The sequence below is a fragment of the Sphingomonas sp. Leaf67 genome (assembly GCF_001421965.1).
GTDB lineage: Bacteria > Pseudomonadota > Alphaproteobacteria > Sphingomonadales > Sphingomonadaceae > Sphingomonas.
In genome coordinates this window covers 331,310-345,729 of the sequence record NZ_LMLP01000012.1, presented here as the reverse complement: position 1 = coordinate 345,729, position 14,420 = coordinate 331,310, and the positions used below count along the sequence as shown (strand labels likewise).

The following is a 14,420-nucleotide window of genomic DNA, read 5'->3' as shown; positions in this document are numbered from 1 at the left end:
CTCCAAGACCCAACAGATGCTCGAGATCACCCTCGACATCTTCCTAGACAGAAAACGTCTACAGAGTCTGAAGTGCATACTCCCCGTACCGGGGAGGAAGCACTTCAAACCGAAAACCGCTCGCGCAATTCCATCATCGCCAGCGCCGCCTTGGCCGCCTCACCGCCCTTGTCCTTTTCGTCGCGCTTCGCCCGCGTCAGCGCCTGCGCCTCGTTCTCGACGGTCAGGATGCCGTTGCCGACCGGCACGCCTTCCAGTGACAGGTTCATGATTCCACGCGCGCTCTCGTTCGACACGACCTCGAAATGATAGGTCTCGCCGCGGATGATGACGCCCAGCGCGACGAACGCGTCATAGACTTCCGCCGCATCGGCGATCGCGATCGCGCCCGGCACTTCCAGCGCGCCGGGCACGGTCACCGTCTCGTGTTCATGCCCCGCCGCTTCGATCGCCGACCGCGCCCCTTCGAGCAGCAGGTCGTTCAGATGGTCGTAAAACCGCGCCTCGACGATCAGTATCTTCGCCATATCAATTCTCCACGATCGGCCGTTCGCCGACGATTTTCAGCCCATAACCGTCGAGCCCGACCAGCGTGTGGTGGGTGTTGGTCAGTACCACCATGTCCTCGACGCCCAATTCGTTCAGGATCATCGCGCCAACGCCATAGTCGCGCAGTTCCTCCATCTCCGGCACCGGCGCGCCGCTGCGCGCGTGGATCGCCAGCGTCAGCCCGTCGGGACGCGGGCGGTTGATGACGACGACGACGCCCGCGCCTTCCTCGCCGATGATCCGCATCGATTGCCGCAGCAGCCCGCCACGCTCGCCACCCTCGCCGAACAGGTCGGCGAACGGCGACAGCGCGTGCATCCGCACCAGCGTCGGCTTGCTCGGATCGATCAGCCCCTTGACCAGCGCCACCTGCTCGCTGCCCGTCGCCTTGTTCCAGAAGGTCATGGCGCGCCATTCGCCGCCCCATTCGCTCTCGAACACCGTCTCGGCGCGCTTTTCGACCAGATGGTCATGGCGGCGACGGTACGCGATCAGGTCGCGGATCGTCCCGATCTTCAGGCCGTGCAACTGCGCGAAGCCGATCAGGTCGTCCATCCGCGCCATCGTCCCGTCCTCGTTCATGATCTCGCAGATCACGCCCGATGGATTGAGCCCGGCGAGCCGCGACACGTCGACCGCCGCCTCGGTATGACCGGCGCGCACCAGCACCCCGCCCTCGCGCGCGACCAGCGGAAACACATGGCCCGGCGTCACGATCTCCGACGCTTCCTTCGACGCATCGATCGCGACCGCGATCGTCCGCGCGCGATCGGCAGCGGAAATGCCGGTCGTCACCCCCTCGCGCGCCTCGATCGACACGGTGAAGGCGGTTTCGTGCCGCGTGCCGTTGTTGCGCGCCATCAGGTCGAGGCCAAGCTGGTCGACCCGCGATCTGGTCATGGCGAGGCAGATCAGTCCGCGCCCGTGCCGCGCCATGAAATTGACCGCATCGGGCGTCGCCATCTGCGCCGGGATGACCAGGTCGCCCTCATTCTCGCGATCCTCGTCGTCGACCAGGATGAACATCCGCCCGTTGCGGGCTTCATCGATGATTTCCTCGGGCGAGGACAGAAAGGCGTGGCGGAGACCCGCCAGTTCAGCGTTGGCCACGGACTTGTTCCATTCGCATCAGATAACGGGCGAGCACGTCGATCTCGATATTGACCGACTGCCCTTCGGCAAGGTCCCCAAGCGTCGTGACCGACTGGGTATGGGGGATCAGGTTGACGGTGAAGCGGGTGCCGGTCGCGTCGTCGGCAACGTCGTTGACGGTCAACGACACGCCGTCGATCGTCACCGACCCCTTGGTCGCGACGAACGGGCTGAGCGCGCGGTCGATCGCAACGGTCACGCGGGTCGAATCCTTGTCGGCTTGCGCCGCGACGACCTTACCCACGCCGTCGACATGGCCAGTAACGATATGCCCGCCCAGTTCGTCGCCCAGCTTGAGCGCGCGTTCCAGGTTCAGCTTGCGTCCCGCGACCCATTGGTCGGCGGTGCGCGACACCGTCTCGCCCGACACATCGACCGCGAACCAGCCCGGGCCCTTTTCCACCACCGTCAGGCACACGCCCGAACAGGCGATCGATGCGCCCATGTCGATGGTCGCGGTATCATAGGCGCAACCGATCCGGACGCGCAGGTCGCCCGGCCCGTCGATCGATTCGATGCGCCCTACGTCGCTGACTATTCCGGTGAACACGCTTCGCTCCTTCTCCCGGATCGATCGATATCTAGCCCGACCACGCCGTCATTCCCGCGAAGGCGGGGATGACGACCGATTGCTATCGCTCGATCCTGACGCGCTCGTAGACCTCCAACCGGTCGCTGCCAAGCATCCGGGCGTCGTGCAGTCGCCAGCGGCCATGCGCCGCCGCCAGATCGGTCAGCGCGATATCGGGCAGCGTCCGGCCATGCCCGATCAGGATCGGGGCGCGGTACAGCAGCAGCCGGTCAACCACATCGGCGCGCAGGAACGCCGCCGCCGTCGCCGCACCGCCCTCCACCAGCACATGGTCGCCCGACAGGTCGGACAGCGCCTCGACCCCCGGCAGCATCGTGAATCCGTCCATCGCCTCGCAATCGGCCGACAGCACCACCCGCTGCGGACTGCGCCCGCCCAGGCCCGGCAGGCGCACGTCCAGCTTCGGCCGGTCGATCTCGGCGGTGCCCCGCCCGACCAGAATCGCTTCGTGGCGGCTGCGTTCCAGATGGCCGTGCGCGCGCGCCGCCGGTCCCGTGATCCACTGGCTCTGCCCATCGGCCCGCGACACCGCGCCGTCCAGCGACAGCGCCAGCTTCAGCGTGACGAACGGCCGCCCCAGTGCGCGCCGGGTCAGGAACCCCGCCATCGCCCGCGCCGCATCCTCGCCCCGAACATCGGAGGTCACCGCAATCCCCGCCGCCTGCAACCGCGCGATCCCCAGCCCGTCGGTCCGCGGATCGGGATCGCGCAAGCCGATCACCACCCGCGCGACGCCGTGTTCGATCAGCAGGTCCGAACAGGCTGGCCCGCGCACCGACTCATGCGCGCACGGCTCCAGCGTGACATACGCGATCGCGCCCAGCGCCTGCGCGCCGGCCTGTGCCAGCGCCTCCGCCTCGGCATGCGGTCGCCCGCCCGCCCGCGTCCAGCCGCGCCCGACCACCCGGCCGTCCGCCACGACGATGCAACCGACATTGGGATTGGGCGCGGTGCTGCCCCGCGTCCGCGCCGACAGCGTCAGCGCCGCGCCCATCCAGCGCGCATCCTCGACCGGGTCGGTCAGATGCCCCAGCTTTTGAGCTTGTCGTCGATCTTCTTCCACTCGGCCTGCCGCTTGGCGCGTTCGCGCTCGAACTCGGCGTTCGCCGCGTCCTGCTTGGCCTGGTCGATCTTCTGCTGCGCGATGATCTCCGCATCGGTGCGGTTCGCTGGCCAGCTTTCGACATAGATGATGTTCGGCCGGTACACGCGTTCGAAATAGGAATCGTGAACGAACCCCCATCCGATCAACAGCACGATGCAGATCGATGCCAGCAGGAACCACCATTCGTGCTTCTCACGCATCCGCGCAAAGCCGACAAAGTCCCGCACGGCATGAACCGGCGAAAAGAGATGGCGCAATTTCATCGCCCCGGAAGATAGGCGCAGGGGCGGACAATCACCAGCCCCGGACGGCCATGAAAGAAGGATGGACTCACGCGAAGGCGCGGAGACGCGAAGGGGTCGCGTTCCGCGCGATGTCTGTGCGAACGGAAGACCGTTTCACCAGTTGCAGGGTCGATCAAGGCCGCTGGCGCGGATGACGGACCAGCAAGCGCAACCCCTTCGCGTCTCCGCGCCTTCGCGTGAATCATCCGCCTTCTCCCCATGCGGCGCACGCATGGGGAGAAGCCCGCCTCAACTATCCTGCATCGTGAAGCGCACCGTCATCTCGCGCCAGCTTTCGACCGCCACCCCGTCGCGGGTCGCGGGACGGAAGCGCCATTTCGACAGCGCGCGCTTCTTCGTGGCTTCGAAGAACGCGTCGCTGGTCGCGCGCACCGGTTCGATCGCGCTCACCCGCCCGTTGCTGCCGACCAGCACACGGACGACGACCACGCCGTCACGGCCGATATTGCGTTCGAACGCGGGATAATCGGGCTGGAAATCGGCGCGATAGCGCGGATCGACGCTGGCCGACACCAGCACCGGCAGCGGCGTGGCGACCGTCACCGGCCCGCCCGTGCCGACCCCGCTTGGCGGCGTCGGCAGCGATAGCGGCGTCGGCGGTGCCGGCGGGATGACCTCGGTGCTCTCGATCGTCGGGCCGGTCACCGGATAGGGCGCGGGCGGTACGACGGGCAGCGGCGCGGGGGCAGGATCGCTGACGGCGCGCTCGACCGGCTTGACCTCGTCCGGGATCGGCGGCGGCGGCGGATCGATCGGGATGGCGGTGGCCTCGAACGGAGGGTCGACCGGCCCGCGCAGGACCGTCGTCGCCGTCATCATCGCCAGCGCCAGCAGGCCGCCGTTGATCGCAATCGCAATACCCAACCCCACCGGGCTCAGGCCACGTTGTCCCTCATATGCCATGCCACCGTCCCTTCGATTCGTATCTCCTGCCGTCCAATCGGCTCATGCGATGAGATACCCTCACGAAGGATCTGTAAAGCTGACGTGCGCGTCAGCCGCGCAGCCGGTCGACCGCGCGCGCCTGCCCGATCAGCGGCAGCAGCGTCGCCATATCCGGTCCATGGTCCATGCCCGTCAGCGCGCGGCGCAGCGGCAGGAACAACGCCTTGCCCTTGCGCCCGGTCTCGGCCTTCAGCGCGGCGGTCAGCTGGCCCCATGGATCGGTCCACTCCAGCCCCGCCGCGACCTCGGCCGCCCGGTCCAGAAACGCGCGATCCTCCGGCGCGACCGGTGCCGTGTCGACCGGCCCGGTGACCACCCGCCACCAATCGCCCGCCTCGTCGACCCGCACGATATTGCCGCGCACCGCTTCCCACGCCGCCGCATCCATTCCCTCTGGCAACGCGCCCTCGACCCGTTCGAACGGCAGCTGATGCACGATCCGCGCATTCACCTGCGCCAGCTCGCCCTCGTCGAACCGCGCCGGCGCGCGCCCGAACCGCCCGAAATCGAACGCCGCGATCAGCGGCGCCGGATCGATCACCGCCTCTACGGGATCGCTGGTCCCCAGCCGTGCGAGCAGCGCCACCACCGCCTCCGGCTCGATCCCCTGCTCCCGGAAATGCTCGACGCCCAGCGACCCCAGCCGCTTCGACAGCTTGCCCTCGTTCCCGACCAGCAACGCCTCATGGGCAAACGCCGGCGGCACTGCCCCCATCGCGGAGAACATCTGCATCTGCGTGGCCGTATTGGAGACATGATCCTCGCCCCGCACGACATGGGTCACGCCCATATCGGCATCGTCGATCACCGACGGCAACAGATACAGCCACGACCCGTCGGCCCGCCGCACCACCGGATCGGACAGCAGCGCCCCGTCGAACCTCTGCGGCCCCCGCACCATATCGTCCCACGCGATCGGCTCGGCCTCCAGCCGGAACCGCCAGTGCGGCCGCCGCCCCTCATCCTCCAGCCGCGCCCGATCCGCGTCGCTCAGCGTCAGCGCGGCGCGATCATAGACCGGCGGCAGCCCCCGCCCGGCAAGGATCTTGCGCCGCAAATCCAGCTCTTCGGGCGTTTCATAGGCGGGATAGATGCTTCCGGTCGCGACCATCCCGGCGAACACCGCCTCGTACCGGTCGAACCGCGCCGACTGCCGTTCCTCGCCATCGGGCACCAGCCCCAGCCACGTCAGATCGCGCCGGATCGCCTCGACGAACCGCTCCTCGCTGCGCGCGCCATCGGTGTCGTCGATCCGCAGCAGGAACCGCCCGCCCCGCTGCTTCGCGAACATCCAGTTGTGGAGCGCGGTGCGCAGATTGCCGATATGCAGAAAGCCGGTCGGGCTGGGAGCGAAACGGGTGACGGTCATGCGCGCCCTCTCGCCCATTTGTCGCATCGGCGCAAACGCGGGCGTCACATGGCTTTCACAATTCGTCCGCGGCCTCTATGGCGCACCCATCTTTTCATCGATACGGGCGCACCCATGAAGCTGCTGGCGGGCAATTCCAATCTTCCCCTGTCGACCGCGATCGCGGACTATCTGGAGATTCCGCTGACCACGGCCAGCGTGCGCCGCTTCGCCGACGAGGAAATCTTCGTCGAGGTGCTGGAGAATGTCCGCGGCGAAGACGTGTTCGTCGTTCAGTCGACCAGCTATCCGGTCAACGACAACCTCATGGAAATGCTGATCATGATCGACGCGCTGAAGCGCGCGTCGGCGCGTCGCATCACCGCCGTCCTCCCCTATTTCGGCTATGCGCGGCAGGACCGGAAGCCCGGCCCCCGCACCCCGATCTCGGCGAAGCTGGTCGCCAACATCATTACCGAAGCCGGTGCCGACCGCGTGCTGTGCGTCGATCTGCACGCCGGACAGATTCAGGGCTTCTTCGATATCCCGACCGACAATCTCTATGCCGCGCCGGTCATGTCGGAGGATATCAAGACCCGGTTCGGCGAGCATAACCTGATGGTCGTGTCGCCCGACGTCGGCGGCGTGGTCCGCGCGCGCAGCCTTGCCAAGCGCCTCCACAACGCCCCGCTCGCCATCGTCGACAAGCGTCGCGAGCGCGCCGGCGAATCGGAGGTCATGAACATCATCGGCGATGTCGAGGGTCGCTTCTGCGTCCTGATCGACGATATCGTCGATTCGGCGGGCACGCTGTGCAACGCCGCCGCCGCGCTCAAACAGGCGGGCGCGGTCGGCGTCGTCGCCTATTGCACCCACGGCGTCCTGTCGGGCGGCGCGGTGGCGCGGGTCGAGGCGTCGGCGCTGGAGGAACTGGTCATCACCGATTCGATCGGCAACCACGACGTGATCGCGCAGGGCAAGAAGATCCGCCACCTGACCATCGCCCCGCTGCTCGCCGAAGCGATCCGGCGAATCGCGGATGAATCGTCGGTGTCGAGCCTGTTCGACTGACGCGGGGCTCGTCCGCGCCTTGTCAACCGGTCGTCATGCTATAGCATGGCGGCATCGTCCTTTGGGGGAAGGAACACGTCATGCATGCCAGTCAGATCGCAACCGGGGCACCGACATGGGTGTATGCCCTGCTGGCGGGGCTCGTATTCCTTGGCGTGCGGCGGCTGCGGACGCGCGAGGTGCCGGTCGCGGTCGCGCTGCTTCCGTCCATCGCCTTCCTGTTGTGGAGCGTGATGGGGGTCGCTGCCTTCGCCCATCAGGTCGGGATCCTGCCTGCATTGGGGGCCTGGGCGGGCGGTGCTGCTTTGGGGGCGGCAAGCGGCGCGTTGCTGCCCGATCCGCGCGGGCAGCGGTTGCCGGGCGGGCGGGTGCGCCAGCCGGGGTCCCCGTTGCCGCTGATCCTCTATCTCGGGGTATTCGTCGTCCGCTTCGCCTGCGGCGCATGGGCGGCGGTCGTTCCGGCGAACGCGGTGCTGGCCACTGCGATCGGCATTGCGGCGGGGGCGGCGGTAATGGCACGGCTGCTGGTCGGCGTCGCGCGTTGGCGAACGGTTTCCGCCCTGCCCGCCTGAACGGTCAGGCCACCCCATCCCAGACCAGCTTCACCCCGACCGCGATCATCAACCCATAGATCGCGGTGTAAAACCGCTTCGCCGACACCCGCCGGACCAGCCACACCCCGGCAACCGTCGCCGCGATCGCCACCGGCAACAGCACCGCCGACGTCGCGAGGTTCGCCGCCGTGAACTGCCCCAGTGCCAGATAGGCCGGCACCTTCAACCAGTTGACCGCGCCGAAGAACAGCGCGGTCGTCCCCACCAGCACGTCGCGCGGAAGCTGGCGCGGCAACACCCACAGCTGGAACGGCGGTTGCCCGGCATGGGCGATCTGGCTGGTGAACCCCGATGCCACGCCGAACATCGTGCCGACCCAGCCCGGCGATCGCCGCGCGGCCGGCATCCCGTTGCGTTCGGTCCATAGCCGCCACAGCCCGAACGCGATCGAAATCGCCCCGACCACCGCCAGCACTGCCGAAGGTTGCACCGCGCTTGCAAAGCCATAGCCCAGCAGGATGCCGATCCCCGCGCCCGGCAGCATCCACGCGATCACCCGCCAGTCGATCGTCCGCCGGAACGCCCAGATGCCGACGACGTCCTGCACGATCAGGATCGGCAACAGGATCGCCGCCGCGCGCACCGGATCGACCGCCAGCGCCAACATCGGCAGCGACAATGCCCCCATCCCCGAAAAGCCGCCCTTGGCCAGCCCCAGCATCAGCACCGCCGGCACCGCCAGCGCATAGAAGAACGGATCGTCGATCATGCGGTCAGTCGTCGCGCCGCTCGCCCAGCGCCTGCGCGATGCGGAACAGCGCCAGCACCCCGACCGCCATCACCGCGACCAGCGCCAGCACGGCATAGGTCAGCACCTCCAGCCAGCGCGCGACGGCGCGGGTGGCGTCGGCGTGGCGTGCCGCCGCGATGCTTTGCGGCGTTTCGACGCGCGGCGCGCCGGTGGTGAACGGCGCGGGCCGCGGTGCCGGCACCGGCTCGCCGGTACGCGGATCGACCCGCTGCACATCGCCGGTGTCAACTTCCGCGCCGGGACGCGACGTTCCGCCATCGGTCGACATGGTCGCAACCGCCCCGACCATCGCCAGCGTGGCAAAGATCGCCAGCGCCCATGACAGCGCCCGGGCCTGCCAGCCTTCGGGCGTCATCGGCGGTCACCCCGGTTGCGGTGCTGCGCAGTCGCCGCGTGGACCGACCGACCCATCGGCGCGCGATCTGCGGAACAGGCGACCCGTGCCGCGAACCCCGCCATGACGGTCATGGTCGCGACGAAGATCGGGATGGCGATTGCCGAGTGCATCCGGGGGCTATAGCGGCTTGGCCTTGACATTGCGACGCCTTCCGCCCCGTTCCTCTTGGTCCTGGCGCTCGCCGGCTGCGCCGTGCCCGAGGCGCGGTTGCGCAGCGGATTGCAGGGGGCGGGACTGTCACGGTCGCTGTCGGCCTGCATGGCGCAGCACATGGTCGACCGTCTGAGCCTTGCCCAATTGTTGCGGATGTCCGACCTGCCCGCCGCGCGCGATGCCAACGACCTGCCGGGGTTTCTGCGGCGGGTGCGGGCGCTTGGCGATCCCGAAATCGTCGCGGTAACCGGCAGTTCGGCGGCGCTCTGCGCGACCGGCCTTCGGTAAAGCATCTGCGACGCAATTGCATTAAGCCAGTTTAACACTGGATTCGGTGGTCAGCTTGTGCTTTAGGCGTGGCAACTTTGCCAACTTACCAGACACCCACCCGAGAGGCGGAAGGCGAATCCATGAACATTCACGAATATCAGGCCAAGGAACTGCTCGCGAAGTTCGGCGTGCCCGTGCCCGCCGGTTTCTCGGCGATGACCGTCGACGAAGCCGTCGAAGCCGCCGGCAAGCTCCCCGGACCGCTCTATGTCGTCAAGTCGCAGATTCACGCCGGCGGCCGCGGCAAGGGCAAGTTCGTCGAACTCGGCCCGGATGCGAAGGGCGGCGTCCGCCTCGCGTGGAACCTCGACGAAGTGCGCGCGCACGCGACCGACATGCTCGGCAACACGCTGGTCACGATTCAGACCGGCGACGCGGGCAAGCAGGTCAATCGCCTGTACGTGACCGACGGCGCGAACATCGCCAAGGAATTCTACCTCGCGCTGCTCGTCAACCGCGCCACCGGTCGCGTGTCGATGGTCGCCAGCACCGAAGGCGGCATGGACATCGAAGCGGTCGCCCATGACACGCCCGAGAAGATCCATTCGATCGACATCGACTCCGCGACCGGCTTCATGCCGCATCATGGCCGCGCCATCGCCGCCGCGCTCGAACTGAAGGGCGATCTCGCCAAGCAGGCCGCCAGCGTCGCGTCGAAGCTGTACGATGCGTTCCTCGGCACCGATGCCGAACAGATCGAGATCAACCCGCTCGCCGTCACCGAGGAAGGCCAGTTGGTCGTACTCGACGCCAAGGTCGCCTTCGACGGCAACGCCATGTTCCGTCACAAGGACCTGATGGAACTGCGCGACACCACCGAAGAAGACGCGATGGAGTTGGAGGCGTCGAAGTACGACCTGGCCTACATCAAGCTCGACGGCGATATCGGCTGCATGGTCAACGGTGCCGGCCTCGCCATGGCGACGATGGACATCATCAAGCTGAACGGCATGTTCCCGGCCAACTTCCTCGACGTCGGCGGCGGCGCGAACAAGGAAAAGGTCACCGCCGCGTTCAAGATCATTCTCGCCGATCCGGCGGTGAAGGGCATTCTCGTCAATATCTTTGGCGGGATCATGAAGTGCGACATCATCGCGGAGGGCATCGTCGCCGCCGCAAAGGAAGTGAACCTGTCGGTGCCGCTGGTCGTCCGTCTGGAAGGCACCAACGTGCAGGCCGGCAAGGACATTCTGGCCAATTCGGGTCTGGCGATCGTTCCGGCCAACGATCTGGGCGATGCCGCCAAGAAGATCGTCGCGGAAGTGCAGAAGGCCGCCTGATTCATGGCAGTCCGGCTCGCCCCTGATGACACACGACGGGCTTGGTCGTTTGTCAAAGGAGCAGCGGTCGGCACTCTGGTCATGATGGTTCGGATCCGGCTGCTGTAAGCGCTGAACCCAGCGGAAATGGGGTCCGGGCGGAAACGTCCGGGCCCTTTTTCGTTGGGGAGGCAAGGTAATTCGGTCTAGGGTCGCCGCCTGCCGCTACGGCGTCCCGGCGTTTCCATACCGGACTTGCGAAACCCACGCAGAGCCGCCACAGAAACGCGCGATGCCACAGCGCAAGACGTTTTGAGAGGGAGTGCCCATGAAGGTGCTGGTGCCGGTCAAGCGTGTGCTTGATTACAATGTGAAGCCTCGTGTGAAAGCCGATGGGAGCGGGGTCGACCTCGCCAACGTCAAGATGAGCATGAACCCGTTCGACGAGATCGCGGTCGAGGAAGCGATCCGCCTGAAGGAAAAGGGCGTGGCGACCGAGATCGTCGTCGTGTCGATCGGCGAGCAGAAGGCGCAGGATACGTTGCGCACCGCGCTGGCGATGGGTGCCGACCGCGCGATCCTGATTACCAGCGACACCAAGGTCGAGCCGCTGGGCGTCGCCAAGCTGTTGAAGGCGGTGATCGACGAGGAAGCGCCGGGACTGGTCATTCTCGGCAAGCAGGCGATCGACGACGACAACAACCAGACCGGGCAGATGCTGGCGGCGCTGACCGGCTATCCGCAGGGCACCTTCGCCAGCAAGGTCGAGGTGGCGGGCGGCACGGTCAATGTCACCCGCGAAGTCGATGGCGGGCTGGAGAGGGTCGCGCTCAACCTGCCGGCGATCGTCACCACCGACCTGCGCCTGAACGAGCCGCGCTATGCGTCGCTGCCCAACATCATGAAGGCCAAGTCGAAGCCGTTGGTGGCGAAAACCGCCGCCGATTACGGCGTCGATGTCAGCCCGCGCCTGACCACGGTGAAGGTCGAGGAACCGTCGAAGCGGCAGGCCGGGGTCAAGGTCGCCGACGTCGACGAACTGGTCGGCAAGCTGAAGACGCTGGGAGTGGTCGCATGAAGACGCTGGTTTGGGTTGAACATGACGGACAGGCGGTCAAGGACGCGACCTACGCCGCCGTCACCGCCGCCGCCAGGCTGGGTGAAGTCGAGGCACTGGTCGCAGGGCAAGGCGTCGATGGCGTTGCACAGGCCGCTGCACAGATCGCCGGGGTCGCCCGGGTGCTGGTCGCCGACGACGCCGCCTTTGCCCACAACCTTGCCGAGAACGTCGCGCCGCTGGTCGTCGAACTGATGGGCAGCCACGATGCGTTCGTCGCGGCCGCGACGACGACGGGCAAGAACATCGCGCCGCGCGTCGCCGCGCTGCTCGACGTGATGCAGATCAGCGAAATCCTGTCGGTCGAGGGGCCGGACAGCTTCACCCGCCCGATCTATGCCGGCAACGCGATCGCGACGGTGAAGACCAGCGATCCCAAGCTGGTGCTGACGGTGCGCGGCACGGCGTTCGACAAGGCGGAAGCGACCGGCGGATCGGCCTCCGTTGAGGCGGTTACCTCGACCGGTGACAAGGGCGTCTCCAAATTCGTCGGTGCGGAGATCGCCGCGTCGGAACGCCCCGAACTCACCAGCGCCAAGATCATCGTCTCCGGCGGTCGCGCGCTGGGATCGGAAGAGCAATTCCACGCGCTGATCGATCCGCTCGCCGACAAGCTCAACGCCGCCGTCGGCGCATCGCGTGCGGCGGTCGATGCCGGCTATGCGCCCAACGACTATCAGGTCGGCCAGACCGGCAAGATCGTCGCGCCGGAGGTCTATATCGCGGTCGGTATTTCGGGCGCGATTCAGCATCTGGCGGGGATGAAGGATTCGAAGGTCATCGTCGCGATCAACAAGGACGAGGACGCACCGATCTTTCAGGTCGCCGATGTCGGGCTGGTCGGCGATCTGTTTACGCTGGTGCCGGAGCTGACCGCCAAGCTTTGAGTGAAGCAGAGCGAGCTGCTGAACGATACGCGCGGGCAAAGCCCGAGCGCACAAAGCGCCGGCCGGCCGGCGTCGCCATCGCGACGACCGACGACGCGGGGTTCACTCCCGCGTCGGCCTTTGTCGAAGAACCTGTCTGGTCGAACACTACCCCAAAGGCCGTCGTGGAACCGATGGTCCCGGCACCGAACGTGCCGCCAATCCTCCCCGGTACGGGGAGTATGCACTTCAGACTCTGTAGACGTTTTCTGTCTAGGAAGATGTCGAGGGTGATCTCGAGCATCTGTTGGGTCTTGGAGGCGCGCTTGGTTCGGCGGTTGAAGCGGGCCAGCATGTCGCGAAACGAGGCGTTGGACGATTCGATCAGATGCGTCTGCGCCTTGGTCTGNAGGGTGATCTCGAGCATCTGTTGGGTCTTGGAGGCGCGCTTGGTTCGGCGGTTGAAGCGGGCCAGCATGTCGCGAAACGAGGCGTTGGACGATTCGATCAGATGCGTCTGCGCCTTGGTCTGCTGGTGGGGTTCGGGCGCGCCGATCCGCGCGAAGGCGAGGTGGTAGCAGGAGTTGGCGTCGGTGAAGATGGCGCYGATCTGGCCGACAGCGGCCTTGGCCAGGGCGTAGATGGCGCTCGCGCTGGTGACGCCGCGATCGCCCACATGATAGGCGACGACGCGTCGATGCCGGCGGCTGTACGCCGTCCAGATTACCGCTCGCTGCCGTTTTTTTGGACGTAAGTGTAGATTTCGTCCATCTCGATGACGTCGGCGACGCCGGTGTCGACCGGAGCGGCTTGCGCAAGTTTGAGCTGCAGCACCGCATGGTCCTTGCGGATCCACTTGAGGACCCCCGCCGGCGATGCACCCAGCACCCGGCCGATCGCCCGGATGCCCATGCTGTTCATGTACATCTCGATCGCCAGGGCTTTCGTCTCAGTACTGAACCTGGGCTGGCTGTCGGTGCAGTATCGACCGCAGGTCCGGCACGCGTAGCGCTGATGGCCCGACTTGCGTCCTCGCTTGATCAGGTCCGTCCCATCACACTCTGGACACCGCATCCCATCCTCCCTGTCCCAACTTGCAGGAACAGAAAAGAATCCAGAAAACACCCCATGTAAACAGTCCCCCGGCACGGGGGGGGGGGGGCCATGCACAGCATGGTGGGGGGGGGCTGCCCGCCAACGGGACGGTAGCGTTCCGGGCCCGCCCCCTCCACCAGCTACGCCGGTCCCCCTCCCCGTACCGGGGAGGAATTTCAGCCCGAGTCACACCAGCAACCCCTTACTTCGCCGCCACCGGCAACGGCACCGCCGGATCGAGCGGGATCGCGATCCGCTTGGCCCGCTCCTCCTTCGACGGCTTGCCTTTCCCCCCGCGAACGACGTCGCCGAGCAGCTTGAAAAAATTGGTCGCCTCGCCGGGTTCTTCGCAGCAACTGTTCGGATCGATCAGCTTGCCGACCGCGCGGACGAGGAAGGTGCCCCCGCCAAAGATATCGACCCCGGTCGTGCACCCTTCCGACAGCGTCGCGCACGGACTGGCCGTCGCCGCCATCGCCCCGCGCCCATCGGCATAGGGATTGGACGGTAGCGGCCGCTCGGGCGGGGTGCGTTCGGATGGCAGCGGAAGCCGCGGCGTCTGTACCTCCTTGCCGCAGACGAGAATTTCGTCGTCCTGCGAATTGCGCCGCGCCGACGCGCACGGATCGACGAGGATCGAAATTCGCTCGGGCGGCGCGTCGATCGGGACGGCGGGAGTCGCGGCCTGTCCGGCAAGCAACAGCAACAGGGGAACCATCGGCGCATCTCCCTTCGCGGCCATGCACGCAGCCTATGACCTGCCGCTACTGT

At 66.8% G+C, this 14,420-nt stretch carries 19 protein-coding genes; 6 read left to right on the top strand and 13 right to left on the bottom strand.

Going from position 1 to position 14,420, the window contains the following annotated elements; all coding sequences use genetic code 11:
• Positions 1-104 precede the first annotated feature (104 nt).
• The 7 genes from ribH to gltX form a co-directional block, all read right to left on the bottom strand.
• Positions 105-527, bottom strand: a complete 423-nt coding sequence (ribH, locus tag ASE90_RS09325; protein ID WP_055999172.1) for a 6,7-dimethyl-8-ribityllumazine synthase — start codon at positions 525-527, stop codon at positions 105-107.
• Position 528: 1 nt separating this feature from the next.
• Entirely contained in the window at positions 529-1,659 is a 1,131-nt protein-coding gene (gene ribB, locus ASE90_RS09320) for a 3,4-dihydroxy-2-butanone-4-phosphate synthase (RefSeq protein ID WP_055999169.1), read from the bottom strand.
• Positions 1,646-2,251 carry a riboflavin synthase gene (locus ASE90_RS09315; RefSeq protein WP_055999168.1) on the bottom strand — a complete coding sequence of 202 codons (606 nt, stop codon included), beginning with the start codon at positions 2,249-2,251 and terminating at the stop codon, positions 1,646-1,648. Before ASE90_RS09315 ends, ribB begins: the two co-directional genes overlap by 14 nt.
• An 82-nt stretch (positions 2,252-2,333) precedes the next feature.
• Entirely contained in the window at positions 2,334-3,287 is a 954-nt protein-coding gene (gene ribD / locus ASE90_RS09310; protein WP_055999165.1) for a bifunctional diaminohydroxyphosphoribosylaminopyrimidine deaminase/5-amino-6-(5-phosphoribosylamino)uracil reductase RibD, read from the bottom strand.
• A 26-nt stretch (positions 3,288-3,313) separates the two neighbouring features.
• Positions 3,314-3,661, bottom strand: coding sequence for a hypothetical protein (locus ASE90_RS09305; protein ID WP_055999162.1), 348 nt, complete (start codon positions 3,659-3,661; stop codon positions 3,314-3,316).
• A gap of 270 nt (positions 3,662-3,931) precedes the next feature.
• Complete coding sequence (locus tag ASE90_RS09300) at positions 3,932-4,606, bottom strand: TonB family protein (RefSeq protein ID WP_055999159.1); 675 nt, start codon at positions 4,604-4,606, stop codon at positions 3,932-3,934.
• A gap of 91 nt (positions 4,607-4,697) precedes the next feature.
• Positions 4,698-6,017, bottom strand: coding sequence for a glutamate--tRNA ligase (gene gltX, locus ASE90_RS09295; protein WP_055999156.1), 1,320 nt, complete (start codon positions 6,015-6,017; stop codon positions 4,698-4,700).
• A gap of 114 nt (positions 6,018-6,131) precedes the next feature.
• On the opposite strand from gltX, the gene ASE90_RS09290 reads away from it, so the two are divergent.
• The gene (locus ASE90_RS09290) at positions 6,132-7,067 is read left to right on the top strand and encodes a ribose-phosphate pyrophosphokinase (protein ID WP_055999154.1); all 936 of its coding nucleotides are present in this window, start codon (positions 6,132-6,134) and stop codon (positions 7,065-7,067) included.
• Between the two features lie 80 nt (positions 7,068-7,147).
• Entirely contained in the window at positions 7,148-7,639 is a 492-nt protein-coding gene (locus ASE90_RS09285; RefSeq protein WP_055999152.1) for a DUF6622 family protein, read from the top strand.
• 4 nt (positions 7,640-7,643) lie between these two features.
• On the opposite strand, the gene ASE90_RS09280 is transcribed toward ASE90_RS09285, so the two are convergent.
• From ASE90_RS09280 to ASE90_RS19680, 3 genes are read right to left on the bottom strand one after another with little or no spacing between them, the layout of a single operon-like run.
• Entirely contained in the window at positions 7,644-8,390 is a 747-nt protein-coding gene (locus tag ASE90_RS09280; RefSeq protein ID WP_055999150.1) for a sulfite exporter TauE/SafE family protein, read from the bottom strand.
• A 4-nt stretch (positions 8,391-8,394) separates the two neighbouring features.
• Entirely contained in the window at positions 8,395-8,787 is a 393-nt protein-coding gene (locus ASE90_RS09275; protein WP_055999147.1) for a hypothetical protein, read from the bottom strand.
• Positions 8,784-8,939 (bottom strand): hypothetical protein, encoded by a 156-nt coding sequence (locus ASE90_RS19680; RefSeq protein WP_156357595.1) that lies wholly within the window; start codon positions 8,937-8,939, stop codon positions 8,784-8,786. Before ASE90_RS19680 ends, ASE90_RS09275 begins: the two co-directional genes overlap by 4 nt.
• 55 nt (positions 8,940-8,994) lie before the next feature.
• Here ASE90_RS19680 and ASE90_RS09270 point away from each other — a divergent pair, with 55 nt between their 5' ends.
• The 4 genes from ASE90_RS09270 (at position 8,995) to ASE90_RS09255 (ending at position 12,575) form a co-directional block, all read left to right on the top strand.
• Positions 8,995-9,270: a hypothetical protein gene (locus ASE90_RS09270; RefSeq protein WP_235531733.1), complete on the top strand. Its 276-nt coding sequence runs from the start codon at positions 8,995-8,997 to the stop codon at positions 9,268-9,270.
• Between the two features lie 122 nt (positions 9,271-9,392).
• On the top strand, positions 9,393-10,592 hold the full coding sequence (gene sucC / locus ASE90_RS09265; protein ID WP_055999141.1) for an ADP-forming succinate--CoA ligase subunit beta: 1,200 nt from the start codon (positions 9,393-9,395) through the stop codon (positions 10,590-10,592).
• Between the two features lie 307 nt (positions 10,593-10,899).
• Positions 10,900-11,649: an electron transfer flavoprotein subunit beta/FixA family protein gene (locus ASE90_RS09260; RefSeq protein ID WP_055999138.1), complete on the top strand. Its 750-nt coding sequence runs from the start codon at positions 10,900-10,902 to the stop codon at positions 11,647-11,649.
• Entirely contained in the window at positions 11,646-12,575 is a 930-nt protein-coding gene (locus tag ASE90_RS09255; protein WP_055999135.1) for an electron transfer flavoprotein subunit alpha/FixB family protein, read from the top strand. Before ASE90_RS09260 ends, ASE90_RS09255 begins: the two co-directional genes overlap by 4 nt.
• Positions 12,576-12,964: 389 nt before the next feature.
• Here ASE90_RS09255 and ASE90_RS21005 read toward each other — a convergent pair.
• From ASE90_RS21005 to ASE90_RS09240, 3 genes are all read right to left on the bottom strand, one after another.
• Positions 12,965-13,278: IS1 family transposase (locus tag ASE90_RS21005; RefSeq protein ID WP_414889055.1), on the bottom strand; the 314-nt coding region annotated here is incomplete at its 3' end.
• On the bottom strand, positions 13,278-13,475 hold the full coding sequence (locus tag ASE90_RS20590) for a hypothetical protein (protein ID WP_235531732.1): 198 nt from the start codon (positions 13,473-13,475) through the stop codon (positions 13,278-13,280). The genes ASE90_RS20590 and ASE90_RS21005, both read right to left, overlap by 1 nt.
• A gap of 376 nt (positions 13,476-13,851) precedes the next feature.
• A complete protein-coding gene (locus ASE90_RS09240; RefSeq protein ID WP_055999126.1) occupies positions 13,852-14,391 on the bottom strand; it encodes a hypothetical protein in 540 nt (179 codons plus the stop codon).
• Between the last annotated feature and the right edge of the window lie 29 nt (positions 14,392-14,420).

Bases quoted from the DNA above. Each gene is read 5' to 3' on its own strand.
- ASE90_RS09240 (WP_055999126.1), bottom strand. From the start codon at position 14,391: ATGGCCGCGAAGGGAGATGCGCCGATGGTTCCCCTGTTGCTGTTGCTT.
- ASE90_RS09290 (WP_055999154.1), top strand. From the start codon at position 6,132: ATGAAGCTGCTGGCGGGCAATTCCAATCTTCCCCTGTCGACCGCGATC.
- ASE90_RS09305 (WP_055999162.1), bottom strand. From the start codon at position 3,661: ATGAAATTGCGCCATCTCTTTTCGCCGGTTCATGCCGTGCGGGACTTT.
- ribD (WP_055999165.1), bottom strand. From the start codon at position 3,287: ATGGGCGCGGCGCTGACGCTGTCGGCGCGGACGCGGGGCAGCACCGCG.
- sucC (WP_055999141.1), top strand. From the start codon at position 9,393: ATGAACATTCACGAATATCAGGCCAAGGAACTGCTCGCGAAGTTCGGC.
- ribH (WP_055999172.1), bottom strand. From the start codon at position 527: ATGGCGAAGATACTGATCGTCGAGGCGCGGTTTTACGACCATCTGAAC.
- ASE90_RS20590 (WP_235531732.1), bottom strand. From the start codon at position 13,475: ATGAACAGCATGGGCATCCGGGCGATCGGCCGGGTGCTGGGTGCATCG.
- ASE90_RS19680 (WP_156357595.1), bottom strand. From the start codon at position 8,939: ATGCACTCGGCAATCGCCATCCCGATCTTCGTCGCGACCATGACCGTC.
- ASE90_RS09280 (WP_055999150.1), bottom strand. From the start codon at position 8,390: ATGATCGACGATCCGTTCTTCTATGCGCTGGCGGTGCCGGCGGTGCTG.
- ASE90_RS09300 (WP_055999159.1), bottom strand. From the start codon at position 4,606: ATGGCATATGAGGGACAACGTGGCCTGAGCCCGGTGGGGTTGGGTATT.
- gltX (WP_055999156.1), bottom strand. From the start codon at position 6,017: ATGACCGTCACCCGTTTCGCTCCCAGCCCGACCGGCTTTCTGCATATC.
- ASE90_RS09285 (WP_055999152.1), top strand. From the start codon at position 7,148: ATGCATGCCAGTCAGATCGCAACCGGGGCACCGACATGGGTGTATGCC.
- ASE90_RS09275 (WP_055999147.1), bottom strand. From the start codon at position 8,787: ATGACGCCCGAAGGCTGGCAGGCCCGGGCGCTGTCATGGGCGCTGGCG.
- ASE90_RS09260 (WP_055999138.1), top strand. From the start codon at position 10,900: ATGAAGGTGCTGGTGCCGGTCAAGCGTGTGCTTGATTACAATGTGAAG.
- ASE90_RS09255 (WP_055999135.1), top strand. From the start codon at position 11,646: ATGAAGACGCTGGTTTGGGTTGAACATGACGGACAGGCGGTCAAGGAC.